Source organism: Aurantimonas aggregata (assembly GCF_010500835.1).
In the GTDB taxonomy this organism is placed as follows: Bacteria; Pseudomonadota; Alphaproteobacteria; order Rhizobiales; family Rhizobiaceae; genus Aurantimonas; species Aurantimonas aggregata.
Genome location: NZ_JAAAMJ010000002.1, coordinates 277,846 through 303,986 on the forward strand (window position 1 = coordinate 277,846; position 26,141 = coordinate 303,986).

A 26,141-nucleotide genomic window follows, 5' to 3' on the forward strand; every position below is an offset into this window, starting at 1 on the left:
GGCATTTCGCAAGGCGACGATCTGCGGTTAAGCTCGTCTGCCGTCCCGCCACGGAGCCTGCCGATGACGCCGATCGATGCCTATCTGCCCGAGGACCGGCGCTACCCGGTTCCCTCCCGCATCCTGCACTGGCTGGTCGCGATCCTGGTCATCGTCGTCTGGCCGCTTGGCATGGTGATCAAGTTCATCAACGAGGACGCCAAGCTCAGCTTCTACATGCTGCACGAATCGTTCGGCTTCCTCATCCTCTGGCTGATGCTGGCCCGGCTCGCCGTGCGGCTGCTGCGCCCGCCCCCACCTGGCCCGCCGCTGCCGGTCCTGCAGGAACGCGCCGCGGCGACGGTGCATGCCCTCCTCTATGTCGCGCTGATCGCCCAGCCGGTCATCGGCTTCCTGACGACCAACGCCTTCGGCTTTCCGCTCGACTGGTTCGGCCTCTTCACCGTCTGGAGCCCGATCGGCAAGTCGGACGCAGCGGAAACCCTGAAGACCATCCACGTCTTCCTCGGCTGGAGCATCCTCGTCCTGTTCGCGCTGCATATCGGCGGGGTGCTGCACCACCATGTGCTGCGCCGCGATCCGACCCTGCAGCGCATGCTCTAGCGGCTATCGCGGCAAGGCCAGCACGTCGAGATGGCCGACACGGCAGCCACTCGACTCCACCACCGCAAGCCGCGCATCAAGCCAGGCGGCGATCGCGGCCTCGGCAAGTTCGCCGGTCTCGCGCACGGCCGTGGCCATGCCCTCGACGAACTTCGTCTGCAGCCCCGACATTCCCCCGTCGAGCCGCCAGGGGCTGGACGCTGTGCGGACATCGAGGCCCTGACCGGCGAGCTCGTCCGCCAGAGCCGCGCCGGCGTCGGGGCCAAGTGCCGGGCCAAGGCCCTTGTCGCTGCGCTGATGCGCATTGAACAGCGCCACCATGGCCGCGTCCTCGGCATGCGGCACGTCGAAGACGATCGTCCCGTCATAGCTCAGCGCCGCATAGAGGCCGATACCCTCGCGCGCCAGGCGCCCGGCGAGGCGCGCGACGAAATCCCGCGAGGCAAGATCGAACAGGGCCGAGGCGGTAGCGAGCCGCGCCGGCCTCAGTTCGAGCGCATCAAGATCGCCGAGATCGGCGAGCAGGGTCTCGACCGAGCTGCCCGGCGGCCGGCGCCGCTCGGCCTCGGCCAGAAGGGCGGGATCGTTGTCGACCAGCCGCCAGTTGAGGCCCGGGACCAGCGGCCCGAGCGTGCGCAGCGTCGAGCCGGTGCCGCAGCCGAGATCGACGGCGAGCGCGTTCGGCCTGGCGGACAGATATGCCGCCGCCGCTTCCAGAAGCTCGGGATCCCTGGCGGCCATATCGGCCGGCTCCCGGAGATCCAGCCAGCGTGCCTCGAAGCCGCTCATCGTGCCACTCCTTCCAGGGCGGCGGCGAGGGTCGCCGCGGATTGGCGCCACGAGGGCAGCTTCCGCCCGGCGGCATGGGAGGAGGCGGCCATCTCCGCCCGCAGTGCCGGGTCGGCAATCAGCCGTCCGAGCGCGTCGGCAAAGGCCGCGACGTCGCCCGGCGCGACAAGGATGCCGGCGGATTCCGGGACGACGTCGCCGACGGCCCCGGCCCTGCAGGCGACGATGGGCAGGCCGTTGGCCATCGCCTCCGCGAAGACCATGCCGTAGCCTTCGTAGCGGCTGGCGAGGGCGAAGATGTCGGCGCGCCGGTATGCCGGCGCTACGTCCGGCAGGGCGCCGGCGAGTTCGATGCGGTCGGCAAGGCCGCTGCCGGCGATCTGGTCGCGTAGCGCCGCGGTCGTTGCCGGATCGGCGTCCAAGCCGCCGACGATGCGGCAGCGCCAGTCGTGGTCGGCCAGAAGGGTGAGTGCCGCGACCAGCGTCGCATGATCCTTGCGCGGGATCAGCGTGCCGATGGCGAGGATCAACGGCGCGCCGCCGCTGCCCTTGGCGCGCGGCGCCGGATCGGTGCCGGGCAGCGCGACGGTGAGGCGTTCGGCCGGAACGCCCCAGTTGGCGACGAGTTCACTTGCGGTGGCCGGGCTGGTCACCACCACCGCTTCGGCAAAGCCGAGCGCCGCCCGTTCCGAGCGCTCGAGGCCCTCGCGCTGCGCGGCCGAGAGCCCGGCCTCCAGCGCCAGCGGATGGTGCACCAGCGCCACCAGCCTGAGCCGGCCTGCCTCGGCCCGAGCAATGTCGGGCATCGCTCCGAAGGCAAGCCCGTCGATCAGAACCGGCGTCCGGTCCGGGATCGCGGCCAGGGCGGCGGCCGTCGCGTTCAGGTCGGCGGCGCCCGGCGCCGGAAAGCTGCCGGGCAGATGCAGACGCGTCACGTCCCAGCCGAGGCCGGAAAGTTCCGCCAGCATCCGCCGGTCATAGCCATAGCCGCCGCTTCGGGTCTCGATATCGCCGGGGATGGCGAAGACCAGCGGTCGCGTCAAAGATCGGCCTCGTACCAGGCCCGCGCGACATGGGATTCGTGCAGCTGGATCTTCAGGCGGACGACCTTCTGCCCGCCGGTGCCGAGAGCGCCCGCCGCAATCCGTCCGGCGATTTCGCGGAAGATGTGCCGGGCCAGGAACTCCGTCGTCGTCACCTTGCCGTCGAATATCTCCAGCGCGTCGAGGTTCTGGTAGTTGAGCGGCTTCAGCGTCTCGGACAGGATCTGGGTCGCGAGGCCGATATCGATGGCCAGGCCGTCATCGTCGATGTCCTCGGTGAAGAAGGCGGCGTCGACCACGAAGGTCGCGCCGTGCATGCCCTGCGCCGGGCCGAACACCTGGCGTGGCAGGCTGTGGGCGATCATCATGTGGTCGCGAACTTCGACGGCGAACATGGGCAGTCCTTTCGGGTCAGTCATAGCGGATGCGATGGCAGAGCGTTGCCGGGTTGGAAAGGATCCCGGCGTAGGCGGCGGCGAGATGGGAGAAACGTGTCTCGCCGGAAATCAGGATGTCGAGGCGGGGATCGGCGAGGAGGTCGAGCGCTGCCGTCAGACGCCGGCGATAGTCCCAGCGCGCCCGCCGCTCCGGCGGCAGCTGGCCGACCTGCGAGGCGACGATCGAGAGCCGCCGGCTGTGGAAGGCGCCGCCGAGCGGCACCGCGACGCTTCGGTCGCCATACCAGCTCGCCTCGACAAGCCGCGCCTCGAAGCCGGCGCAATCGAGCGCCGTGGCAAGACCCGCCTCGCTGGCCGAAGCGTGGATCACCACGTCGCATTCGGTCGGTGCGTCGCCTGGCGCGGCAAAGCTGCAGCTGAGCGCGGCGGCGGTCTCGGCCCGACCGCCATCGCGGTCGACGATGGTGACCCCACAGGCGGGGATGCGGGCCGCGAGGCTACCGACCAGCATGCCGACCAGACCGCCGCCGACCACCGCCACCCGGTCGCCGGGCCCGATCTTCGCGTCCCAGACGATGTTGAGCGCGGTTTCCATGTTGGCGGCCAGCACCGCACGTTCGGCAGGCACCGCGGCGGGGATGGGGACGGCGGCCTCCGCGGGAACCGAGAAGCGGTCCTGGTGCGGATAGAGGCAGAAGACGGTCTCGCCGATCCTTTCCGCCGGTCCTTCGACGATTTCGCCGACGACCGCATAGCCGTATTTAACCGGGAAGGGGAAATCGCCCTCCTGGAACGGCGCCCGCATTCGCTCGTATTCGCTCTCCGGCACGCGTCCGGCCGCGACCAGCGCCTCGGTACCGCGGCTGATCGCGCCGAAGCGGCTCTCGATGCGCAGGTCGCCGTCGGCAACGGCCGGCAGCGGACTGTCCCTGAGCGCTGCATCATTCTCGCCTTCCAGCCACAGAGCGCGACAAAGTGTCGTCATCGGGCCTCGCAGAGCGTCACGAGGGCCCGAACGTCGGCGCACGAGCGCCCGCTGCGGGTCGCCAGTCTCGGACAGCGTGTCGTCATCGGGGATGGTAGGCGATTGTATTGCAACGGCTAATCCGGCGGGAGGGCGCAAGGCGCGCGGGGGGTTCGGCGATGAAACTGTGGCTTTGCACATCTGCGTCAACGCGGCGCTTCGCCTCTCGCCGTTTTCGGATCGAAGACGATGTTTCTTCCTCAGGCTGCTGGCATGCGCGTCGGCGGACCCAACATGCATGCGTGAGTACGGGCGAGGACGGGCCATGGGCAACATGATGATCAACGCGAAGACCGCCGCAACGCCGGCGCTGCTGCCGGCTGGCGGGTCGACGGCAGCCATCCGCTGCGAGCGGGCAGCAGCGGAGCTGCGTTATGGCCGGCCGGTGCTGATCCGCGGGAACGACGGCGCGACGCTGGCCGCGCTCGCCCTCGATGCCGCCGATCGAGCCGCCTACGAGGCGTTCGGGGCGGCGCTCGGCGACCGTCACGACCTGTTTCTGACGCCGACGCGCGCGGCCGTCCTTGGCCTGACCGCGCCGACCGGTGCGTTGTTGCCGCTCGGCGGCATCGGTTTTGCAGAGGCCTGCCATCTGGGCTATTTGCGCGGCGCCTTCCGGCTGCGCGACTGGCGGGAGGGTGGCCCGCTGGAGTCCGAAGCCGCTTTGGCCGCCCGGCTGGCGCTGCTGCTCCCGGCCGTCGTCTGCGGCCGGGTCACGGCGGACAACCCGGCTTTCGCCGACGCCGTCTCGCTCGAGCTCGGCGATCTCGACGCCGCCAATCTTGCAAATCTCGGGCGGTTCGAGGTCGTGGCGCGAACCGAGGTGCCGTTGAAGGGCATCGAGTCGGCGGAGTTCGTGATCTTCCGCGGCGGCCTGGCGCAGCGCGACCAGGTGGCGATCGTCGTCGGCGATCCCGATCGCAGCCGGCCGGTACCGGTACGGGTCCACTCGTCCTGCATCACCGGCGATCTCTTCGGTTCGCTCAAATGCGACTGCGGCGACCAGCTGCGCGGCGGCCTGAAGACGCTCGAGGAACGCGGCGGCGGCGTGCTGATCTATCTCGACCAGGAAGGCCGCGGCACCGGGATCGCTGCGAAGATGCGCGCCTACGGGATGCAGGGCGAAGGGCTGGACACGATCGACGCCGACGCGCAGCTGGGTTTCGGCGCCGATGAACGGCGCTATGAGGCGGCCGCGGCCATGCTGTCCGGCCTCGACATCAACCGCGTCGACCTGTTGACCAACAATCCGCTGAAGGTCGCGTATCTGCGAGCCTGCGGCATCGACGTCGTCTCGCGCACGCCGGTGCTCGGGCCGCTGACGGCCCAGAACACCGGCTATCTGCGGACCAAGTCGCGCCGCGGCGGCCACATGCTCGACCAGTTGTTCGAGGGATGAACCGCCGCCGGGCTCACGCCCCGTTGTCGCGGAAGCAGTAGACGTCGCCGGAATTCGCGGCGTCGGGTAGGTCGCGCAGCTTGTCGCGGATTGCTTCCCACGAACACGGCTCGTCGAAGACCATTTCGTGGGTCTCGCCGAGCGAGATGTTGAAACGCCGATAGCCAAGGTCGCCGGCGCGCGCGAGACTGCGCAGCGCCACGTCCCGCTGCAGCGTGGTGAACTCGAAGGACAGAACCCTCACCGGCCGGCTGAGCCCGGCCAGCACGCGATCCTCCAGCCCCTCGACGTCGATCTTGATGAAGGCCGGCTCGCCATGGGCGACGATCAGGCGATCGATGGTCGTCGCCTCGACCCTGACGGTCTCGTTCCAGACTTCGCTGCCCCAGCTTTCGTGTCCCGCCGCCGCCGTGACCATCTGGGTCGAGGCCGTCGACACGGTCGGGTTGGCCCCGTTGATGCGCAGTTCGAGGATGCCAGGCGCGGCATCCACCGCGGCCTGAAGGATTGTCACCGACGAATCGCGGCCGAACAGCGCCCGCAAGAGGCGCGCCGGCCGCGGCTGCGGCTCGATCGCGACGACACGGGCGCCGAGCTGCCGCATGACCCTGATCCGGTCGCCGACATGGGCGCCGATATCGAAGGCAAGGTCGCCGGGCGAGAGAAACGGCTGGTAAAGCCGCGTCAGCCCATCGTGATGGCTGCGATCACCGTGATAGACGCGCAGGCTCCTCAGGATCCCGAGCCAGCCACGAAACTCCGTACCGAAGCGCATCAGCGACGACCGGCTTCAGCTTCGGCGGCGAGCGGTACGGCTGCCGGCAGCAGCGGCGAGGTGCGTCCCTCGACCCCGCGCCACGGCCGCGCCTCGATCGGGATCAGCCCGCGCAGCAGCCGCGGCAGAATGGATTCCTCCGGCGTCGCGAAGAGACCTGCCCGCGCGACGATCCGCCCGAAGCCCGGCGAGGCGGTGATGACGGTGAACGGTACGGCGAGGCAGAGACCGGCGACGAACGGCGCGCCCCAGAGCAGCGCCACCGGGCTGGCCGCAAAGAGCACCGCCGCCATGGCGAAGCCGAGCAGCGTCTGCGGCCACATGGCCTTGAACGCCGACGTCCAGCCGACACCGAGCTTGTCGCGATTCTGGCCGCTCCACGTCACCGAGCGTCCGAACGGCAGGCCGACGAGGAAGAGCGAGACATAGACGGCGACGATCGGCGCCATCAGCATCGACACCGGGATCTCGATCAGCGCCGAGGCGAGGAAGCGGATCGGCCCGCCATAGGCTCGAACGGCGCCGCGCGTCGCCAGCACGTCGATAACGCCCGCAATCTTCGGCGCGATCGACAGGACGAAGATGGTCAGGAACAGGCCGAGGCCGAGCTGGAGATAGGCCGGATCGAACGTGCCGGTCACGCCCTTGACGGTCGCGGCGATGGTCATCGCGATCCAGGCGGGCGGGGCCATGTACATCAGGATCGCCTGCAGGATCTGGAAACGGCTGATGGCCATCAGCCCCGATGCACGCAGGAAGCGCCAGTACTGCATGTTGCCCTGGCACCAGCGAAGGTCCCGCTTGGCGAACTCCGGCAGCGTCGGCGGGCTGGTCTCGTAGCTCTGCGTCTCGACCGGCACGATCCGGACTTCGTAGCCGGCGCGCCGCATCAGCACCGCCTCGAGCTGGTCATGGCTGAGCACGTGGCCGCCGAGCGGCGCCCGTCCCGGCAGGATCGGCAACTCGCAATGGTCGCGGAAGGCCCGCGTGCGGATGACCGCGTTGTGGCCCCAGTAGGAGCCGCAATCGGCGGTCCACCAACTGGCGCCCATGGTGAAGGAGCGCATGCCGTGGCGCATGCCGAACTGGAAGATGCGCGCAAAGCCGCTGGTCGCGGGCGTGCCGACGACAAGGCTCTGCAGGATGCCGAAGCGCGGGTTGGCCTCCATCGTCGCGACCAGCCGGGACATGACGTCGCCGGACATCACGCTGTCTGAGTCCAGCGGCAGGTAGAAGTCGAAAGCGTCGCCGTGGTGCTCGAGGAAATCGCGGACGTTGCCGGCCTTGAAGCCGACATTCTTGGCGCGGCGGCGATAGACCGGGCGCATCGGATCGTCGTCTGCAAACACCGTTGCGAAGCGCCTGAACTCGGCCTCCTCCGCCAGGGCGATCTTTGGCTCGCTGGTGTCGCTGAGAACGAAGAAGCGGAAATGCTCGCGGAGCCCGGTGCGCTCGAGGCTGATGCGCATTGCCTCGATCCGCTCGAAGATCGGGCGCGGGTCCTCGTTGCGGAGGAACACCGTCAGCGCAGTGCGGCTATGAAGGTGGCGAACGCGGCCGACCGGCCCGGCCGAGAAATACGGATAGACGCTGCGTGCCGGATCGGCCGGCCCGTGCATCAGGACGAGGCCGATGACGGCATTCCAGAAACCCAGCACCGTCCACGGCGTCGCCAGCATGAAGCCGACCAGCATGACCCATTCGGCACCGTCGATGACGCCATCGGCGCTGAGCAGCGTCACCACGCCGGCAGCCAGCGCTACGAGCGTCACGAGATTGAGGACGAGCACGATCAGCCGACGCACGGCGACAGGCAGCCCTGCGGGCTCCGGCGGACGGGCAGCACGTTCCAGGTCTTTCGTCATGGGCAATGACAGTTCGTCGTCTGCCGACGGGACTCGCAACACGGATACTTCCTTTTCGATGATGGCCTTGGGGACGGCGCCGACGCGGACCGCCCGACGCCGAACAGCGCCCGGGACAACTAGCTAGAGACCCAAAGTCCTGCGGAGAGGGTCGGTTGCCTCGCCGCAGTCCTCACTTTTCCGTAAGGACCGCAGAAATGCGGGCATTGAGCAAGACACCGCGGCAGATTGACCCGCCCCGGCTGGGAGCGACTCAGCGTGCTGCTGCCTCGTTGCTTCCGAAAGCGGGGCGTTCGGCATCCGGGTACCAGTAGCGGGCGGCCGGCGCGTCGCGCTCGATCAGCACGAAGCTGTCGGCGAAGACCCGGTAGGGGTGGCTCCACGCCCCGTCCGGCCATTGCACCCGAATTTCGGCGCGCTCGGCCGTGCCGAGGCCGAGATGCACGAATCCGGAACGACCGGAAGCATGGCCGCCGCCGACCTGGATCGTGCGGTAGAGCGTCCTGGTGCCGATCTTCACCGCCAGCTTGGCCCCGAGTGCTGTGCGGTTGGCGCCCTTCTGCGAGAGCGAGACTTCGAGGAAGTTGCCGAGCGGCCGCGTCCCGAAAGCGGACGCGGCGCCGCGGTTGCGCAAGAGGCTCGCCTTCTGGCCGCGATTGACCACGAGCAGGTCGAGCGCGCCGTCGAGATTGTAGTCGGCGACCAGCGCGCCGCGCCCCTTGGTGTCGAGCGCCAGGCCGGCCGCCTCGCCGCGTTCGGTGAAGTGGCCGTCGAAACCGCCCATCAGGAGGTTGTCGGGGTCGAAGGCGGCGAAATCCGGCATCGCCTCGACATTGCCCTTGGCGATGAACAGGTCGAGCGCGGTGTCGTTGTTGAAATCGGCGAACTCGGCGTGCCAGCCGGTGGAGGGCTTGCCCTGATCCTCGACATAGGGGCGGTGGGCCGTCGCACCGCGGTCGAAGGCCTCGTCGCGATAGGTCGGCGCGTCCTCGAACTCGCGGTCGAGGAACTGCAGCTTGGTATCGCCCATCGAGGTCAGCGCGTATTCGGGCGTGCCGTCGCCGTCCACGTCGCCCTCGGCGATGCCCATGCCCCAGATCGACAGGTGCTGCCAGCCGTCCGCCTTGCGGTAGGGGCGCGGCGCGCGGTCCGGCTCCAGCCGCCAGAGCTGCTCGGCGCCGCCGCGATAATATTGCCGGTCGTTGGTGATGCGCAGCGCCGGCTCACCGGAGCGGTTCCAGTCGGTGAACAGCATCGACAGGGCGCAGTAGCCGGGCGACAGCGCCAGAGGCTCGGAATAATCGGGAGCGTCCGTCGCGCCCGCTCGCGGGCGGATCAGCACATTGTCGGCGCAGGTGCCCCAGGGCGAGCCCGGCGCGGCGCGATCGACGTAGTTGCCGAAGGCGAGCGTCGGGAAGGATGCGCCGGGCTCGAAGATCGCCGAGAACGCCGTCGTCCAGGCTCGGCCGCCCTCGAAGCCCCAGGCAAAGTTCGCCTTCTCGAAGCGGCAGTCGGGGCCACCCTTGAGGAGGATGTTCGCCCCGACCCGGAGCAGAACGAGGTCTTCGAACCCGTCCTGGTCGATGTCCAGCGGATAGGCGCCGGTGACGTTCGCGAGGTCCTTCGGGTCGATCGGCTGCGGCAGTTTCTCGAAGGCGAGCGCGCCGCCGGCCTGTGACCGGTTCGCGTAGAAGCCGCTTTCCCCCTCGCCGCCGGCGAGGAACAGGTCGGGGAAGCGGTCGCCGTTGCAGTCGAAGACAGCCCCACCCCCGCCGACGAAGAACTCCCACGGCCCGCCATAGACATGCTCGATGCCGGCCGCCTTCGCCTCTTCGTGGAAGAGCGGCGTGTCGGCGGCGAAGCCGGGTGCGGTTTCGGCCTGGGCTGTGGCTTGGGGCGCGATGGCGGTCAGGGCGAATAGTGTTGCTAGGACCAGGCGCGGGAGGAGTTGCGCGGCGAACCCAATCGGTCCGAAAGGCGGGTTCGACCTACCCCCCTCTGCCCTGCCGGGCATCTCCCCCACAAGGGGGGAGATCAGCCTGCCGCCAAGGCCGCGCTTCTTTCTCGTTCGTGGATCCTTGGCACTCTCCGCAGCAGGATTTTGGCGGCCCCTCAAAGCCGTTTCGCTTTCTACGGCACCGGGAGCGCCGGGGCGTTTGCAGAAGAGGGCGAGGCGACGAAGCTGCCAATCTCCCCCCTTGTGGGGGAGATGTCCGGCAGGACAGAGGGGGGTGCTAATGCGCAAAACTGAGCTGCGTTTCGTCGCAACCATCCCGCTCACTCCCCCACCGACAGCGTCTTCAGCCATGCGATCAGCGCCGAGCGGTCGGCCTCCGGCAGGTCGCGATAGCCGGAAGCACTCTTGTCCGCCGCGCCGCCGTGGGCGCGGATCACCTCGTCGAGCGTCGTGACGTCGCCGCGATGGCCGTAGGGTGCGGTGTCGGCAAGGCCCCAGAGCTCGGCGGTCATGAACACGTCGCGCTCGACGAAGCGCTGGGCGAGCGTTTCGTTTCCGAGGGCGGCGGTGCGCGTATCGGCGATGCGATGGCGCTTGAGGTCGCCGAACAGCGGCACCAGCACCTCGCCCGCGGCGTTGCGCGGTAGCCGCGCCGCCCATTCGAGCGTCGCCAGATCGTAGACGGCCGGCGTCTCGACGTCGCCCTGGCGCAGCGTGCCGGCGAGATCGACCGGGCCCGGATCCTGGAAAGCAAGGCTCTTCAAGGGGAGCGCCGGACGGTGGCAGGTCTCGCAGCCGAGATCGGCGAAGACGACGCGACCCCGCTTCGCAGCTTCCCGCCAGGCCGGATCGTCGGGCGCAGCCTCAATCGGCGGCGGCAGCGTCGCCTGGAACGCCACCATCGCCGACACCTCGCCGGCGCCGATCTCGTCACTGTAGCCGTCGCCGTCGAAATCGGCGGTGCCGGTCCAGCGCGTGCCCCATCGCTCGTCGGGCTGGATGCCGTGATGCTGGTTCAGCGCGTTGACGGTGAACTGGCGCAGCGAGGTCATCACGCCCTTCTGAGTGAACGGGCGGATGACGAGGTCCGCATCCACCCCATCGAGTTCGGCAAGGTCCACCGAGCCGTCCGGCTGCGCGGTGATGCGCCCGAAATCGACGCCCTTGGCGACAAGTTCGACCCGCACCGGTTCGCCAGAAGCGCGGGCGCGGCGCAGGGCGTCCGCCCGTCCGGCACGAAGCTCGACGGTCATCTCGCGCGCCAGCAGCTCGACCAAGCCGGCGCCGAACAGGTGGTTGGTGCCGCGCTCGTTTGAAAATTGCGGGTCAAGCGTGTCGAACTCGGCGCTCTCAAAGCCTTCCGAGACGAAGGCATTGGCGACGAAGCCGCCGGCGCCGCCGGTCACCGGCTCGTTGTGGCAGGAGGAGCAGGCATTGGCGTCGGGGCCGGCGAGCCGCTGGAAGGCATGCTCGGCGGGACGCCGCGTCGCGGTCGGCACGATCGCCTGCGTCGCGTTCGGCCGCCCGGCGCCGTCCAGCACGGTGAAGCGCGCCTCGAACAGGTCCTTGCCCTTCAGCGCCAGGTCCTCGAGCGCTTCGCCCTTGATCGGCCCGGCGATGGCCGCCTGGTCCAGACGCTCGCGGATCGTCTTTTCGCTCCAGGCGGGCTCCTCCGCCAGAGCGGGCAGCACCAGACCGGCAGCAAGCAACAGGGCGACAGCGCGCAGCATCAGGCGGCCTCCTCGATCTCGGTTCCGGCGAAACGGGCGAAGCGATCGTCGAGCGCGGCCAGGGCATGCGCCGTCGCGGCCGAGAAGATCAGCTGATCGACATCCTCGGCGATCGAGAAGGCCGTGTCCGCACCCAGGCCGTCAATGGCGCTCTCGCGGATGCCGCGGCGGATCGCCGGCTCCAGCAGGTCCATGGCGTGGGCGCCGGAGCCGGTGAAGACGATCGGCAGCGGATCGATCAGCGTGAAGACGCGGCCTAGCCCGTAGCCGATCGCGAGCCCCGCCTCCTCGAACGCGGTCGCCGCCGCGCCCTGCCCGTCCCGGGCCAGCGCCGCGAGCCCATGCATGTCGGCGTCGCTGATGCGGCGGGTCGGCACCGCGTCCGCCTGGCCATGGGCGCGCCGCCAGATGGCGTAGTCGCCGGCATAGGCCTCGACGCAGCCGTGATTGCCGCAGCGGCAGAGGGCGCCGCCCGGCATGTGGTTGATGTGGCCGAACTCGACCGCCGAGGAGCGCTGGCCCTGGAAGGTCGAGCCGCCGAGCCGCAGCCCCATGCCGACGCCGAAACCGATGAACAGCGTGGCGAAGTCGCGGCCGCTGAAATCCGGCGTCCAGCGGAACGCCTCGGGCATCAGCGAGCAGTCGTTGAAGACCTGGACATCGGCGCCGGTGGCAGCGGCAAGCGGCGCCGCGATGTCGAGATTGCGCGCCTTCAGCGCTGGCGACCAGAGAATGCGCGACAGACCGCTGTCGGTCTTGCCCTGCACGGCGACGATCAGCTTGCCGAAGGCCGGCCGGGGGGTGTCACCGGCTGCCTCGCGCAGGAGCGCCAGCAAGACCGCGACGATCTCGTCCCGCCCGAAATCGGAGAGGTCGCATTCGCGCCGCGCCTCGCCGCGGACAGCGCCGGCATAGTTGGCGAATCGCACCGAGACCTCGCCGACGGCGACCTTGCCGATCGCCACGTTGGCGGCGGAAGCGGCCAGGGTCAGCGCCTTGCCGGGCCGGCCACGCCGTGCTTCCCGGCCATCGTCGTCGACCTCTTCGAGGATGCCGGCGCGCAGCAGCGCCGTGGCGATCGCCGAGGCGGCGGAAACCGAAAGCCCGGTCGCTTCGCTCACCGCCTTGCGGGTCGAGATGGGGGTGCGTCTCAGGTGGTCGATGACGGCGTGGCGATTATGGGCGCGCACGTCGTCGGCATCGGTCTTGGCCAGCATTGGCGGCGTTTCCTCCCACCCTGGGCCCGCTCTCCCGGCGGGTAACCAAGGCCTGTGATCGCCACGTTGACACGGATGAGATTTGCTGTCACCATTTTTTCCGAGGCTTGGAAAAAGTCTCGATCGGCCGGGAGAACGGGCCGTCGTCGAACGATCGGGCGCTTGAGCGCCGGGAGGAAAATCCATGAAGAATCTGAAGCTCGCGCTTGCCAGCGCGGTGTTCTCGCTGGCTGTCGTCGGATCCGCGTCCGCCCAAGACGGCAAGACGGTCGGCGTATCCTGGTCGAACTTCCAGGAAGAGCGTTGGAAGACCGACGAGGCTGCCATCAAGGAAGCACTCGAGGCCGCCGGCGCCACCTACATCTCGGCCGACGCCCAGTCCTCGGCTGCCAAGCAGCTCACCGACGTCGAATCGCTGATCAGCCAGGGCGCCGACGCGCTGATCATCCTGGCGCAGGATTCCGACGCCATCGGACCGGCCGTCGAGGCTGCGGCCAACAACGGCATCCCGGTGGTCGGCTACGACCGGCTGATCGAGAACCCGGAAGCCTTCTACATCACCTTCGACAACAAGGAAGTCGGGCGCATCCAGGCGCAAGAGGTGCTGAAGGTCGCGCCGGAAGGCAACTACGCCTTCATCAAGGGCTCCGCCGCCGATCCCAACGCCGATTTCCTGTTCTCGGGCCAGATGGAAGTCCTCAAGGACGCCATCGATTCCGGCAAGATCAAGAATGTCGGCGAGAGCTACACGGACGGCTGGCTCCCGGCCAACGCCCAGCAGAACATGGAACAGATCCTGACCGCCAACAACAACGAGGTCGACGCGGTCGTCGCCTCGAATGACGGCACGGCCGGCGGCGCCATCGCGGCGCTCGAAGCTCAGGGTCTTGCCGGTTCGGTACCGGTCTCCGGCCAGGACGCCGACTTCGCCGCGCTGAACCGCATCGCCCGCGGCACCCAGACCGTGTCGGTCTGGAAGGATTCCCGCGAGCTCGGCAAGCGCGCCGCGGAAATCGCCATCGAGCTCGCCGACGGCGCCGAAATGAGCGAGATCGAGGGCGTCGAAACCTTCAGCGACGGGCCGAACGGCGTCGAGATGCAGTCGATCTTCCTGACGCCGATGGCCATCACGCAGGAAAACCTCGGCACCATCATCGACGCCGGCTGGGTGTCGAAGGACGTGGTCTGCCAGGGTGCCGACGCCGCGTCGGTCCCGGCCTGCGGCTGATCGAACGATAAATGCTGAAAGGCGGCCGCTTCCGGGCGGCCGCCGTCTGCGTGTCGGAAACCTGCGGTCCGGACGTGACGGGCGGCATCGATCCCGATAGCGTCGCACCAACAACAAACGAGCCGAGCATGCGGCATCCCACGGTGGAAGCCGGAAATGCCGCGTAGCTCCGCCAGGGAGGCGGTCATGAGCCAAGCGACAACCGGACCCGCGGCCACCGCCGGCGGCGCCAAGAGCGACGGCGGCCTCGGCGGCTTCATCCGCGCCACGGAAATCGATACCCGCATGCTGGGCATGGTCGGGGCGCTGCTGGTCATCTGGGTGGTCTTCCACATCCTGTCCGGCGGCATCTTCCTGACGCCGCGCAATCTCTGGAACCTGACCGTCCAGACCGCCTCGATTGCGGTGATGGCAACCGGCATGGTGCTGGTCATCGTCACCCGCAACATCGACCTTTCGGTCGGCTCCATCCTCGGCTTCACCGGCATGGCCATGGCCGCGCTGCAGGTCGATATCCTGCCCGGCCTGCTCGGATTCAACAGCCCGTTCAGCTGGATCATCACGCTCGCCGTCGGCGTCGCCATCGGCATCGTGATCGGCGGCCTGCAGGGCTATGTCATCGCCTTTCTCGGCGTACCGGCCTTCATCGTGACGCTGGGCGGACTGCTGGTGTGGCGCGGCGGCGCCTGGTGGCTAACCTCGGGTCGCACCGTCGCACCGCTCGACGACACGTTCCGGCTGATGGGTGGCGGCGCGACCGGCTCGCTCGGCGAGACCTGGACGTGGATCCTGGCGATCGTCGCCTGCGTCGCCGTTGCGGTGTCGCTGGTCATGGCCCGCCGCCGCCGGCATGGCTACGGCTTCCCGCTCCGGCCGGTCTGGGCCGAGGCCGCCATGGCGATCATCGCCTTCGCCGCGATCCTCGGCGCCGCCTGGATCCTCAACAGCTATCACTGGCCGTCGGCGATCGCCCGCCGCTATGCCGAGGCGCAGGGCATCGAAGCGCCCGAAGGCGGCCTGCAGATCGGCTACGGCGTCGCCGTGCCGGTGCTGATCGCCATCGTCGTCGGCATCGTCATGACCTTCGTCGCCCGCCGCACGCGCTTTGGGCGCTACGTCTTCGCCATCGGCGGCAACCCGGAAGCCGCCGAACTCGCCGGCATCAACACCCGCTGGGTGCTGATGAAGGTGTTCATGCTGATGGGCGCCCTCGCCGCCCTCGGCGCGGCGATCTCCACCGCCCGCCTCAACGCCGCCACCAACGCGCTCGGCACGCTGGACGAGCTCTACGTCATTGCCGCCGCGGTCATCGGCGGCACCTCGCTTGCCGGCGGCGCCGGCACGATCATCGGCGCCATGCTCGGCGCGCTGGTGATGCAGTCGCTGCAGTCGGGCATGGTGCTGCTCGGCGTCGACTCGCCGCTGCAGTCGATCGTCGTCGGCGTCGTCCTCGTCGTCGCGGTGTGGATCGATACCGTCTATCGCAGGAGGGCCGCATGAGCACGACGATGGAGGCCATCACCGATCACGGTCCCGGCCATGTCGATACGGTCGATCGCAGCGGCGCGCCGCTGGTCGAACTGAAGGACATCTCGATCTCGTTCGGCGGCATCCATGCCGTCGAGAACGCCTCGCTCGATCTCTATCCGGGCGAGGTCGTCGCCCTGCTCGGCCACAACGGCGCCGGCAAGTCGACACTGATCAAGATCCTGTCGGGCGCCTACAAGCGCGACAGCGGCGAGATCTTCGTGCGCGGCGAGGCCGCCGCGATCGGCAATCCGCGCGACGCCAAGGCCTACGGCATCGAGACGATCTACCAGACGCTGGCGCTGGCCGACAATGTCGACGCGGCGGCGAATCTCTTCCTCGGCCGCGAGATCCTCACTCCCTGGGGCACGCTCGACGACGGCGCGATGGAGGCCGAGGCCCGCAAGGTGATGGGCCGGCTGAACCCGAACTTCCGCCGCTTCAAGGAGCCGGTGAAGGCGCTGTCCGGCGGCCAGCGCCAGTCGGTCGCAATTGCCCGCGCGATCCTGTTCAACGCCAAGATCCTGATCATGGACGAGCCGACCGCCGCGCTCGGACCGCAGGAGACCGCGCAGGTCGGCGAGCTGATCAAGGAGCTGAAGAAGGAAGACATCGGCATCTTCCTGATCAGTCACGACATCCACGACGTCTTCGACCTCGCGGACCGCGTCGTGGTGATGAAGAACGGCCAGGTTGTCGGCGGCGCCAAGACCGGCGACGTCACCAAGGACGAGGTCCTCGGCATGATCATCCTCGGCAAGTGCCCGCCCGGCGCAACGCCCGGCCCCGGCGCGATGACGGACTGAAGCAAAAGGGGCGCCGAGAGGGCGCCCCTTTTGCTTACGGGCCTGGGGTTGCCGGGTGCCGGGACGATCAGCCGGCCATGGCCGCCTTCACCGCCGGATAGAGCCGGCGATAGCGCTCGTAGGCTTCCGAATAGGCATCGACCTTGTCGCGCTCGGGCGTGAAACGCCGCGCGATCGGCGGCTCGGTCATTACGCTCTTCGGATCCTCGCCCGTCGCGGCGCACAGGCCGAGGCGGGCGGCACCGAAGGCGGCGCCGAAATCGCCGGCCTTGGGGAGCGCGATCTCGGTGTCGAGCACCGTCGCCATCAGCTTCAGCCAATAGGCCGACCGCGAGCCGGCGCCGACGGCGATCAGCCGCTGCGGCGAGGTTCCACCGCCGGCCGTGACGCTGTCGCGCATCGAGAAGGCGACGCCCTCGAGGACGGCCTGCGTCATCGCCGCCCGGTCGCTGCCGGCGTCGAGACCGGCGAAGACGCCGCGAATGTCGGCGTCGTTGTGCGGCGTCCGCTCGCCCGAAAGATACGGCAGGAAGACCAGCCGCCCCGGCTCGCCGAGTTCCTCGCCGAGCGCCCCGGTCAGCGCCGAGGGCTCTTCCTTCAGCAGCTGCGACAGCCATTCGACCGAGCCGGCGGCCGAAAGCGTCACGCCCATCTGGTGCCAGAGGCCGGGAATGGCGTGGCAGAACGTATGGAGAGCCGTCTCCGGCACCGGGTGATAGCCGGCGACCGCGGTGAACAGGACGCCCGACGTGCCGAGCGACAGGAAACCGGTGCCGGGTTCCGCGACGCCGACGCCGCAGGCCGACGCGGCATTGTCGCCGCCGCCGCCGGCGACCGCGATGCCCGGCGTCAGGCCGAAGCGCGTGGCAAGTTCGGGTCGGAGATGGCCGGAGACGTCCGTCCCCTCGACCAGCCGCGGCATGTGATCGGCCGACAGGCCGGTCTTCTCCAGCATCCGTCTGGACCATTCGCGCCGGCCGGTATCGAGCCAGGCCGTGCCGGCGGCGTCCGACATTTCCGACACCGCCTCGCCGGTCAGCCAAAGCCGCAGATAATCCTTCGGCAGCAGGACGCGCCGGACCTTCTCGAATGTCTCCGGCTCGTTGCGCGCGACCCAGACGAGCTTCGGCGCGGTGAAGCCGGGGAAGACGATGTTGCCGGTGATGGCGCGGGACTCGGCGTCGTCGAGCTCGGCCGCCTCCTGGTGGCTGCGGGTGTCGTTCCACAGGATGCAGGGCCGCAGCACCGTCTCGTCCGCACCGAGCAGCGTCGCGCCGTGCATGTGGCCGGAAAGGCCGATGCCGGCAACAGTGGCGAGTGCCGCGCCATGCTCGGCCTTCAGTCTCTCCAGCGCCGTCTCGCAGGCGGCGATCCAGGCGGCCGGGTCCTGCTCCGACCAGCCGAAATGCGGCCGCTCGACGGTGAGCGGCACGGACACCGAGGCGACCGGACGCTGGTCCTCGCCAATGATCAGCGCCTTCAGCGACGACGTGCCGAGGTCGAGCCCGAGATAGTTGGTCATGAATATCCTTTGTCTGCCGCCTGCTCAGGCGGGTTCGTCGAGCTTCCGCCGGGCCGCCGCGGCGAGGAAGCCCGACCGCGTCAAACCGTGCCGCGCCGCATAGGCATCGATTTCCGCCAGTTCATCGGCGGCGATGGTCACGTTGACCCTCACCGCTCGTGGTGCACGTCGCGGTGACGCCACCAGGATCGCCACACCGTCGCGGTAATTGCGGTCCGTCATCACCGTTTCCAGCGAGGATGGCGCCGGCAGCGTCACCTTCTCTTCCAGCAAGCCGTCGACGTGCAGCGCGAGCGCTTCCTCGGCCATCGTGCGGGCTTCGTCGAGCGTCCGTCCGGCGGTGACGCACCCCGGAAAATCGGGAAACGAGACGCCGAAATCGCTTTCGCCGTCCTGGTGGATGATCGCGATATAGTCGTTCATCTGGATTTCCTCAGTGAGAGCCCGGCCTGCTTTTCAATGCTCCGCAAGGTCCCGAGCGGCAGATCCCGCTTGGGGTGGGGCAACGTCACGAGGCCGGACTTCGTCGGATGCTTCAGCTGGACGTGACTCCCTCGCCGACGGATTTCGCGCCATCCATCGGCAAGCAGGACGGAGAGGATGGCACGACTATCCATGTGTATAAATACACATCGTCACCCATCCCCTTCAAGCCTCAAACGTAGCGGTTGACCACGCCTTCCAGATATTCCTGCCGGCCGGAGCGGGGCTGCGGGTCGAGGCCGAGCGCGCGGTCGGCGATCGTCTCGAGCGTGCGGTCGCCGGCGAGCATCGCCTTTGCCTCGCCATCCTGCCAGCCGGCGTAGCGGTCCGCCAGCGGCTGGCTCAGCGCGCCGTCCGCCAGCATCTGTTCGGCGGCCAGCAGCCCGCGGGCGCAGACGTCCATCGAGGCGACATGGGCGATCAGCAGATCATCCGGGTCGATGGACTGGCGGCGGATCTTGGCGTCGAAATTGAGCCCGCCAGTGGTGAAGCCGCCATGCTGCAGCATCTCGTGGAAGACCAGGGTGATCTCCTTGACGTCCATGGCGAACTGGTCGGTGTCCCAGCCGAGCAGGTCGTCGCCGCGGTTGATGTCGAGCGAGCCGAATAGATCGCGGGCATAGGCGAGCTTGACCTCGTGGTCGAAGCTATGGCCGGCGAGGATGGCGTGGTTCTGCTCGATGTTCATCTTCACGTCGGCGAGGAGGTCGTATTTCTGCAGGAAGCCGAACACCGTCGCGACGTCGAAATCGTACTGGTGCTTGGTCGGCTCCTTTGGCTTCGGCTCGATCAGGATCGGGCCGGCAAAGCCGATCTTGTGCTTGTAGTCGACGAGCATCGACAGGAAGCGGCCAAGCTGGTCCATCTCCTGCTTCATGTCGGTGTTGAGCAGCGTCTCGTAGCCCTCGCGGCCGCCCCAGCAGACATAGTTCTCGCCGTTGAGGCGGTGCGTCGCGTCGAGCGCCGCCTTCACCTGCCCGCAGGCATAGGCGAAGACGTCCGGGTCGGGATTGGTCGCGGCGCCGGCCATGTAGCGCCGGTGCGAGAAGAGGTTGGCGGTGCCCCAGAGCAGGCGCACGCGGTCGTTCGCCATCTTCTCCTCGAAGATGTCGGTGATCGCCTTCAGATTGTCGATCGACTGCTGCAGCGTCTCGCCTTCCGGCGCGACGTCGACGTCGTGGAAGGCGAAGAACGGCACGTCGAGGAGGCGGAACATGTCGAAGGCGACTTCGGCCTTCTGCTTGGCGAGGCCCAGCGCATCGCCGCCGTGCATCCACGGCCGGTTGAAGGTCTCGCCGCCGAACGGATCGCCGCCCGGCCAGGTGAAGGAATGCCAGTACGCGACGGAGAACCGCAGATGATCCTCCATCCGCTTGCCCATGACCATGCGGTCCTTGTCATAGTACCGGAAGGCGAGCGGATCGCGGCTGTCGGTGCCGGCGAAGGCGATCGGCCGGCTCTGGCTGAAGAAGTTTGCGGTCATGGCGGCAATTCCTGGAGGGGGCGCGTCGCGCCCGTTCGATGCAGCACGTTGTGGCGAGCGCCGCATGGCGCGCGCCGGTGATGAAGCCCGTCCGCCGGTGCCCTGGCGGACGGGCCGTAGCCCGCTGGGATATCGCGGGCCTTTAGCCGGATATCTCGATCAGAACGGCGAGTCCGGGTAGAGATACTGGTCGGCGTTCTCCGGGGTCACCAGCACCGAGCCGATGATGAAGCGGCCTTCCATCGGCGCTTGCGACACGAAGCGGTCGGCGGTCAGCCGGATCGCCGTGGCGATCATCGCCGGCGGATAGGTGACGTCGGCCGGAACCATGGCGTCCCCGGCCTTCACCCGCTCGATCATCTGCTTCATGCCGGCACCGCCGAGCACCCACATGTCGCCCTCGCGGCCGGCCTGCTTGACCGCCTCGATGACGCCGAGCGCCATGTCGTCGTCGGAGGCCCAGACCGCATCGATCTCGGGAAAGCGCGACAGGAAGTCCTGCATCACCTCGAACGCCTTGTCGCGGTTCCAGTTGCCGTGCTCCATGCCGACGATCTCGATGTTCGAGCCTTCGAGGGCCGCCTCGAAGGCCTCGACCCGCTCGTTGTCGATAGTCGTCGGAATGCCGCGCAGCGCCACGATCTTGCCGCCGTCGGGGAGCTTCTCCTTGAAGTACTCGCCGGCGACGCGGCCGAAGGCGGTGTTGTCGCCCGCGACGTAGAGATCCTCGATGCCCTCCTGGGCGAGGCCGCGATCTACCACCGTCACCCATTTGCCGGCATCGGCGACACGCTTGACCGGGCCTGTCAGCGGGTCGGATTCGAACGGCAGGATGACCAGCGCATCGATGTCGCGCGTCGCCATCATGTCTTCGACGTCGGAAACCTGCTTGCCCGGGTCGCCCGCTGTGGCGAGCACGAACTCCAGCTGCGGATAGGTCTCCGTCAGGCTGTCGATCGCCTGCTGGGCATGGAAGTTCACGCCGCCCGTCCAGCCATGCGTGGCCGCCGGGATGGAGACGCCGATCGTCACCTTCTCCGCATCCTGCGCGATGGCGAGGCTCGGCAGTGCCAGCGCAGTGGCGACCAAGCCCGCCCCTGCCAGTTTCATCAAATTCTTCATGTCATTCCTCCCTGTTGCGACGCGAATTCAAGCCGCGCCTTTTCGACCGCGCTGCAAGACGACGGCCAGAATGATGATGACGCCCTGGATCGCCCCGTTGAGATAGGGGCTGACGAGGTCCGTCAGATTGAGAATGTTGTCGATCAGGCTGAGGATCACCACGCCGACGACCGTGCCCCAGACGCGGCCGAAGCCGCCCTTCAGGACGGTGCCGCCGATGATCACCGCGGCGATCGCCTCTAGCTCCCACAGGATGCCGGTGGTCGAGGAGGCCGAGCCGAGGCGCGGCACGTACATGATCGTCGCGATGCCGACGAGCATGCCCTGCAGCATGTAGGTGGCAAGCCGCACCCGATCGACGTGGATCGCCGAATAGCGCGCCACCTGTGCATTGGAGCCGACCGCCGCCGCATGCCGCCCATAGGCGGTCTTGCGCATGACGATCTCGCCGGCGATGGCGACGAGGGCGAAGACGATGATCGGCCAGGCGATGCCGGCGACGCCGCCGTAATAGACCGGCCGGTAGACCTCCCGCAGCTCGAAGTTCAGCGACAGCGTGCCGCCGTCGGCGAGCCAGACGACCAGCGAGCGGAAGATGCCGAGCGTGCCGAGCGTCACGATGAAGGCCTCGATCCGCCCGACGGTGATCAGGATGCCATTGAGGAAACCGGCGGCGAGGCCCAGCAGCAGGCAGGCTGCCATGCCGACGATGATCGTGTTCCAGCCGATGCCGAGCACCGGCACCAGGGCGTTGAGGATGATGATCGTGACGCCGGCGAGGAAGGCCGCCATCGAGCCCACCGACAGGTCGAGCCCGCCGATCGTGATGACGAAGGTCGCGCCCACCGCGATGATGCCGATGAAGGCCGAGCGGGCGAGGACGTTGGTGACGTTGCCGGAAGACAGGAACTGGTCGTTCAGCGACATGCCGAGGATGACCAGCGCCACCAGCGCGACCAGCGGCCCCAGCACGTGGAAGTCCACGCCCTTCCGGGGCTTTGCGACGGAGCTCGCTTCAGCCGACATGCGATGCACTTCCTTCCAGTCCCATGGCCCGTCGCACGATGGCCTCCTCCGTCACGTCGTCTCCCGCCACCTCGCCGTTGAGCCGGCCGGAACGCATGACGATGACGCGGTGGCAGAGCCCGATGACCTCCGACATCTCGGAGGAGATGACGATCACGGCCCGGCCTTCGGCGGCCAGCTGGTGGATGAAATTGTAGATCTGCTGCTTGGTGCCGATGTCGATGCCGCGCGTCGGTTCGTCGAGGATGACGATCTGCGGCTCGACCAGCATGGTCTTGGCCAGCAGCAGCTTCTGCTGGTTGCCGCCGGAGAGGTTGCCGACCGGGATCGTCCGCGAGCCGGTGCGGATATCGAAGCGCTTGATCGCCGCGTCGAGCGCCCGGTCCTCGGCCTTCTCGTCGACGAAGACGCCGGTGAACCGGTCGAGCCCGAGCAGCGTCAGGTTCTCGCGCATGCCGTAGCCGAGCAGCAGGCCGCAGCCCTTGCGGTCCTCGGTGAGGTAGCCGATGCCGTGTCCCGTCGCGTCCTTCGGGTTGCGGATCCGCACGGTCGCGCCGTTCCGCTGGACCGTGCCGGTGGCGGGGCGCAGTCCCATGATGCCTTCCATCAGCTCGGTGCGGCCGGCGCCGACGAGGCCAGCAAAGCCGAGGATCTCTCCGCGCCTAAGATCGAAGCTCGCCGTCTCGACATGACCGGGGACACTGAAGTCGCGCACCGACAGGACGATCTCGGCCGCAGCGTCGGCGTCCTTCTGCGGGAAGAGGTCGCTCAGCTGGCGGCCGACCATCAGCTCGGCCATGCGGTCGGGCGACATCTCGGCGACCGGCGCATCGGCGACGAAGCTGCCGTCGCGCAGCACCGTCACCTCGTCGGCGACCCGGGCAATCTCGTCGAGCTTGTGCGAGGTGTAGAGGATGGCGACGCCGTCCGCCTTCAGCCGCTCGATCTGCGTGAACAGCACCTCCGCCTCGCGCAGCGTCAGCACCGCCGTCGGCTCGTCCATGATCAGGACGCGGGCGTTGCGGGCGAGCGCCTTGGCGATCTCGACCATCTGCTTCTGCGACACCGACAGCTGCGACACCGGCAGCCGCGTGTCGATCGGCGTGCCGAGCTCGCGCAGGAGCTGCCCGGCTTTCTCGCGCATCGCCTTCCAGTCGAGGAAAAAGCCCTTCCTGATCTCCCGGCCGAGGAAGATGTTGGCCTCCGCGGAGAGCTGTTCGGCGAGATTGAACTCCTGGTGGATGAGAACGATACCGGCGTGCTCGGCGGCCTCGCTGTCGGCGAAGTCCACCTTCTGGCCGTTGAGCAGGATCTGACCACCGGTCGGCTTCTGGTAGCCCGCCAGGCACTTCATCAGCGTCGACTTGCCGGCACCGTTCTCGCCGACCAGCGCATGCACCTCGCCCGGCCGCAGCGCGAAGTCGATGCCATGCAGCACCTCGACCGGGCCGAACGACTTGCGCACACCGCGCGCCGCGAGGATCGGGGCGGGACGGTCGCTCATTGCTGGAGCACCCCGGGGACGACGGCGCAGGACGAAGCGCCCTCTCTCCCCTTGAGGGAGAGAACGTCTTTTCGCGGAATTGGACCAAGCGCAGCGCGGTCCAAACCGCTGAAAAGACAAGAGAGGGGTTGAGCCCCTACGTCGCCGCTCTCACACTCGAAAGAAGGCGCAGTTGCCCCTCTCTTGCGATTTCTATCGCTTGGGGCCTGCGGCCCCAAGACGATGAAATCGCTTTCTCCCCCGCAAGGGGGGAGAGGGGCGGCCGCGGGTTTCACAGCGCCACCCATGCGCCGTCCTGTTTCGAGGAGGCGACGCAGGCCTCGATGAAGGCGAGGCCGTCGATCCCGTCCTCGATCGTCGGCAAGGCGAGGCCCTCCGGCGGCGCGCGGCCCTCGTCGGCGGCGCGGATCAGTTCGGCGGCGTCGGCGTAGATCGTCGCGAAGCCTTCCAGATAGCCTTCCGGGTGGCCGGCCGGCAGGCGCGAGACCGCAGTCGAGGCGGCGTTGGCGCCGGCGCCGTTGCGGGTCAGCAGGCGCTTCGGCTCGCCGAGCGGGGTGAACCAGAGCTTGTTCGGCTCCTCCTGGCACCATTCGAGCCCGCCTTTGTCGCCATAGACGCGCAGCGTCAGCCCGTTCTCGTTGCCCACGGCGACCTGGCTCGCCCAGAGCATGCCCTTGGCGGCCTTTCCGTTCCTGGCGGCAAAACGCAGCAGCATCGAGGCATTGTCGTCGAGCCGGCGGCCCTCGACGAAGGAAGAGAGATCGGCCGACAGCCGCTCGACCTTCAGGCCGGTGACGAAGCAGGCGAGGTTGTGGGCATGCGTACCGATATCGCCAATCGCGCCGCCAGCGCCGGCCTTTTCCGGGTCGACGCGCCAGCCGGCCTGCTTGGAGCCGGTATCCTCGGCGCGGCCGGCGAGCCAGTCCTGCGCATATTCGGCAACGACGACGCGGATGTCGCCCAGGTCGCCCGCCGCGACCATCGCCCGCGCCTGGCGGATCATCGGGTAGCCGGTGTAATTGTGCGTCAGCACGAAGACCTTGCCGGACTCCTTCGCGATGCCGGCCAGCTCGCGCGCCTCGGCCAGGGTCGTCGTCATCGGCTTGTCGCAGATGACGTGGAAGCCGGCTTCGAGGAAGGTCTTCGCCACCGGGAAATGCATGTGGTTGGGCGTGACGATCGCCACCGCTTCGATGCCGTCTTCTCGGGCCTTCTCGGCAATCGCCATCGCCTCGTAGGAGCCGTAGCTGCGCTCGGGATCAAGACCGATCTCGGCCGCCGAAGCCTTGGCCTTTTCCGGCGTCGATGACAGCGCCCCGGCGACCAGCACGAACCGGTCGTCGATGCGGGCGGCGATGCGGTGCACGCCGCCGATGAAGGCGCCCTGTCCGCCGCCGACCATGCCGTAGCGGATCCGCCGGGCGTGGGTCTCGTCGCGTCCTTCGATCGCCATGCCGCCCTCCCTCAGCCGCCGATGCCGAGCATGCGGCGGTTGGCCGCCTCGTCGGTGCCGCCGGAGGCGAAATCATCGAAGGCCTTGTCGGTGACCTCGATGATGTGCGCCGCGATGAACGGCGCGCCCTCGGCCGCGCCCTGCTCGGGCGACTTCAGGCAGCACTCCCACTCCAGCACCGCCCAGGAATCGTAGTCGTGCTCGGCGAGCTTGGAGAAGATGCCGGCGAAATCGACCTGGCCGTCGCCGAGCGAACGGAAGCGTGCCGCCCGCTTCACCCAGGGCTGGTAGCCGGAATAGACGCCCTGGCGGCCGGTCGGGTTGAACTCGGCGTCCTTGACGTGGAAGGCGCAGATCCGCTCGTGATAGATGTCGATGAATTCGAGGTAATCGAGCTGCTGCAGCACGAAATGCGACGGATCGTAGTTGATCTGGCAGCGCGGATGATCGCCGCAGGCTTCGAGGAACATCTCGAAGGTGGCGCCGTCGAAGACGTCCTCGCCCGGATGGATCTCGTAGCCGACGTCGCAGCCCGCCGCGTCGAACGCGTCGAGGATCGGCACCCAGCGCTTGGCCAGCTCCTCGAAGGCGGTGTCGATCAGCCCGGCCGGCCGCTGCGGCCAGGGATAGAGGAACGGCCAGGCGAGCGCGCCGGGGAACGTCACGTGGCTGGTGAAGCCGAAATTCGCCGAGGCCCTGGCCGCGAGCTTCAGCTGGTCGACCGCCCATTCCTGCCGGGCTTTCGGGTTGCCGCGCACTTCCGGCGCGGCAAAGCCGTCGAAGGCCTCGTCGAAGGCCGGATGCACGGCGACGAGTTGGCCCTGGAGATGGGTCGACAGGTCGGTGATCTCGACGCCGGCCTCGCGGCAGATGCCGGTGATCTCGTCGCAATAGTCCTTGGACTCGGCCGCCTTCTTCAGGTCGATCAGCCGCGCGTCCCAGGTGGGGATCTGCACGCCCTTGTAGCCATGACCGGCGGCCCAGCCGGCAATCGACGCGAGATCGTTGAACGGCGCGGTGTCGCCGGCGAACTGGGCGAGGAAGATCCCCGGCCCCTTCATCGTCTTCATGATTGCCCTCCCAGGCGTCTGCCCATCAGTCGCGCGACCGGTCTCCTCCCGCCGCGCCAAACGTGCCCGGACCCTTGCATAGGCCTTGAGCGTTTTGAAGTGCGTAGCTCAAAAAAT

Annotated in this window: 24 protein-coding genes; 6 read left to right on the top strand and 18 right to left on the bottom strand. The window is 68.3% G+C overall.

The features are described 5' to 3' along the window. The first annotated feature begins 63 nt into the window (after nucleotides 1-63). Nucleotides 64-603 (top strand): cytochrome b, encoded by a 540-nt coding sequence (locus GTW51_RS05600; protein WP_163042909.1) that lies wholly within the window; start codon nucleotides 64-66, stop codon nucleotides 601-603. A gap of 3 nt (nucleotides 604-606) precedes the next feature. On the opposite strand, the gene GTW51_RS05605 is transcribed toward GTW51_RS05600, so the two are convergent. From GTW51_RS05605 to GTW51_RS05620, 4 genes are read right to left on the bottom strand one after another with little or no spacing between them, the layout of a single operon-like run. Then, entirely contained in the window at nucleotides 607-1,392 is a 786-nt protein-coding gene (locus GTW51_RS05605; protein ID WP_163042910.1) for a class I SAM-dependent methyltransferase, read from the bottom strand. After that, nucleotides 1,389-2,435, bottom strand: a complete 1,047-nt coding sequence (locus tag GTW51_RS05610; RefSeq protein ID WP_163042911.1) for a glycosyltransferase family 4 protein — start codon at nucleotides 2,433-2,435, stop codon at nucleotides 1,389-1,391. The genes GTW51_RS05605 and GTW51_RS05610 overlap by 4 nt, the downstream gene beginning before the upstream one ends. After that, nucleotides 2,432-2,830 carry a 6-pyruvoyl trahydropterin synthase family protein gene (locus GTW51_RS05615; protein WP_163042912.1) on the bottom strand — a complete coding sequence of 133 codons (399 nt, stop codon included), beginning with the start codon at nucleotides 2,828-2,830 and terminating at the stop codon, nucleotides 2,432-2,434. The genes GTW51_RS05610 and GTW51_RS05615 overlap by 4 nt, the downstream gene beginning before the upstream one ends. A 16-nt stretch (nucleotides 2,831-2,846) precedes the next feature. Further along, complete coding sequence (locus GTW51_RS05620) at nucleotides 2,847-3,818, bottom strand: zinc-dependent alcohol dehydrogenase (RefSeq protein WP_163042913.1); 972 nt, start codon at nucleotides 3,816-3,818, stop codon at nucleotides 2,847-2,849. Between the two features lie 304 nt (nucleotides 3,819-4,122). Here GTW51_RS05620 and ribA point away from each other — a divergent pair, with 304 nt between their 5' ends. After that, nucleotides 4,123-5,256: a GTP cyclohydrolase II RibA gene (ribA, locus tag GTW51_RS05625; protein ID WP_343033919.1), complete on the top strand. Its 1,134-nt coding sequence runs from the start codon at nucleotides 4,123-4,125 to the stop codon at nucleotides 5,254-5,256. A gap of 13 nt (nucleotides 5,257-5,269) precedes the next feature. Here the strand turns inward: ribA and GTW51_RS05630 are convergent, their stop codons facing one another. The 5 genes from GTW51_RS05630 to GTW51_RS05650 form a co-directional block, all read right to left on the bottom strand. After that, the gene (locus GTW51_RS05630) at nucleotides 5,270-6,031 is read right to left on the bottom strand and encodes an FkbM family methyltransferase (RefSeq protein WP_163042914.1); all 762 of its coding nucleotides are present in this window, start codon (nucleotides 6,029-6,031) and stop codon (nucleotides 5,270-5,272) included. After that, nucleotides 6,031-7,896, bottom strand: coding sequence for a glucans biosynthesis glucosyltransferase MdoH (mdoH, locus tag GTW51_RS05635; protein WP_163042915.1), 1,866 nt, complete (start codon nucleotides 7,894-7,896; stop codon nucleotides 6,031-6,033). The genes GTW51_RS05630 and mdoH overlap by 1 nt, the downstream gene beginning before the upstream one ends. A 253-nt stretch (nucleotides 7,897-8,149) precedes the next feature. Further along, nucleotides 8,150-9,910, bottom strand: a complete 1,761-nt coding sequence (locus GTW51_RS05640) for a CRTAC1 family protein (protein ID WP_163042916.1) — start codon at nucleotides 9,908-9,910, stop codon at nucleotides 8,150-8,152. Nucleotides 9,911-10,173: 263 nt separating this feature from the next. After that, nucleotides 10,174-11,583 carry a di-heme oxidoredictase family protein gene (locus tag GTW51_RS05645; protein ID WP_163042917.1) on the bottom strand — a complete coding sequence of 470 codons (1,410 nt, stop codon included), beginning with the start codon at nucleotides 11,581-11,583 and terminating at the stop codon, nucleotides 10,174-10,176. Then, nucleotides 11,583-12,800 carry an ROK family protein gene (locus GTW51_RS05650; protein ID WP_163042918.1) on the bottom strand — a complete coding sequence of 406 codons (1,218 nt, stop codon included), beginning with the start codon at nucleotides 12,798-12,800 and terminating at the stop codon, nucleotides 11,583-11,585. The genes GTW51_RS05645 and GTW51_RS05650 overlap by 1 nt, the downstream gene beginning before the upstream one ends. A 184-nt stretch (nucleotides 12,801-12,984) precedes the next feature. Between GTW51_RS05650 and xylF the strand changes: the two genes are divergently transcribed. The 4 genes from xylF to GTW51_RS05670 are packed head-to-tail and all read left to right on the top strand — an operon-like array spanning nucleotide 12,985 to nucleotide 16,361. Continuing rightward, nucleotides 12,985-14,028 (top strand): D-xylose ABC transporter substrate-binding protein, encoded by a 1,044-nt coding sequence (gene xylF, locus GTW51_RS05655; RefSeq protein WP_163042919.1) that lies wholly within the window; start codon nucleotides 12,985-12,987, stop codon nucleotides 14,026-14,028. Between the two features lie 11 nt (nucleotides 14,029-14,039). Next, nucleotides 14,040-14,195, top strand: coding sequence for a hypothetical protein (locus tag GTW51_RS05660; protein WP_163042920.1), 156 nt, complete (start codon nucleotides 14,040-14,042; stop codon nucleotides 14,193-14,195). Between the two features lie 19 nt (nucleotides 14,196-14,214). Next, the gene (locus tag GTW51_RS05665) at nucleotides 14,215-15,528 is read left to right on the top strand and encodes a sugar ABC transporter permease (RefSeq protein ID WP_163042921.1); all 1,314 of its coding nucleotides are present in this window, start codon (nucleotides 14,215-14,217) and stop codon (nucleotides 15,526-15,528) included. An 8-nt stretch (nucleotides 15,529-15,536) separates the two neighbouring features. Then, on the top strand, nucleotides 15,537-16,361 hold the full coding sequence (locus tag GTW51_RS05670) for an ATP-binding cassette domain-containing protein (protein ID WP_246232699.1): 825 nt from the start codon (nucleotides 15,537-15,539) through the stop codon (nucleotides 16,359-16,361). Nucleotides 16,362-16,428: 67 nt separating this feature from the next. Here GTW51_RS05670 and xylB read toward each other — a convergent pair whose 3' ends face one another. The 9 genes from xylB to GTW51_RS05715 all read right to left on the bottom strand — a co-directional run bounded on the left by xylB (nucleotide 16,429) and on the right by GTW51_RS05715 (nucleotide 26,024). Beyond that, a complete protein-coding gene (gene xylB, locus GTW51_RS05675; protein ID WP_163042923.1) occupies nucleotides 16,429-17,883 on the bottom strand; it encodes a xylulokinase in 1,455 nt (484 codons plus the stop codon). A gap of 24 nt (nucleotides 17,884-17,907) precedes the next feature. Further along, a complete protein-coding gene (locus tag GTW51_RS05680; protein WP_163042924.1) occupies nucleotides 17,908-18,306 on the bottom strand; it encodes a type II toxin-antitoxin system HicB family antitoxin in 399 nt (132 codons plus the stop codon). After that, nucleotides 18,303-18,500: a type II toxin-antitoxin system HicA family toxin gene (locus tag GTW51_RS05685; protein WP_163042925.1), complete on the bottom strand. Its 198-nt coding sequence runs from the start codon at nucleotides 18,498-18,500 to the stop codon at nucleotides 18,303-18,305. The genes GTW51_RS05680 and GTW51_RS05685 overlap by 4 nt, the downstream gene beginning before the upstream one ends. A gap of 38 nt (nucleotides 18,501-18,538) precedes the next feature. Further along, entirely contained in the window at nucleotides 18,539-19,849 is a 1,311-nt protein-coding gene (gene xylA / locus GTW51_RS05690) for a xylose isomerase (RefSeq protein WP_163042926.1), read from the bottom strand. A 159-nt stretch (nucleotides 19,850-20,008) separates the two neighbouring features. Beyond that, nucleotides 20,009-20,971 (bottom strand): ABC transporter substrate-binding protein, encoded by a 963-nt coding sequence (locus GTW51_RS05695; RefSeq protein WP_163042927.1) that lies wholly within the window; start codon nucleotides 20,969-20,971, stop codon nucleotides 20,009-20,011. 27 nt (nucleotides 20,972-20,998) lie between these two features. After that, nucleotides 20,999-21,997: an ABC transporter permease gene (locus tag GTW51_RS05700; RefSeq protein WP_163042928.1), complete on the bottom strand. Its 999-nt coding sequence runs from the start codon at nucleotides 21,995-21,997 to the stop codon at nucleotides 20,999-21,001. Beyond that, nucleotides 21,987-23,501: a sugar ABC transporter ATP-binding protein gene (locus tag GTW51_RS05705; protein ID WP_163042929.1), complete on the bottom strand. Its 1,515-nt coding sequence runs from the start codon at nucleotides 23,499-23,501 to the stop codon at nucleotides 21,987-21,989. The genes GTW51_RS05700 and GTW51_RS05705 overlap by 11 nt, the downstream gene beginning before the upstream one ends. A 271-nt stretch (nucleotides 23,502-23,772) precedes the next feature. Beyond that, nucleotides 23,773-24,954: a Gfo/Idh/MocA family protein gene (locus tag GTW51_RS05710; protein WP_163042930.1), complete on the bottom strand. Its 1,182-nt coding sequence runs from the start codon at nucleotides 24,952-24,954 to the stop codon at nucleotides 23,773-23,775. An 11-nt stretch (nucleotides 24,955-24,965) separates the two neighbouring features. Beyond that, nucleotides 24,966-26,024 (bottom strand): sugar phosphate isomerase/epimerase family protein, encoded by a 1,059-nt coding sequence (locus GTW51_RS05715; protein WP_203565903.1) that lies wholly within the window; start codon nucleotides 26,022-26,024, stop codon nucleotides 24,966-24,968. Between the last annotated feature and the right edge of the window lie 117 nt (nucleotides 26,025-26,141).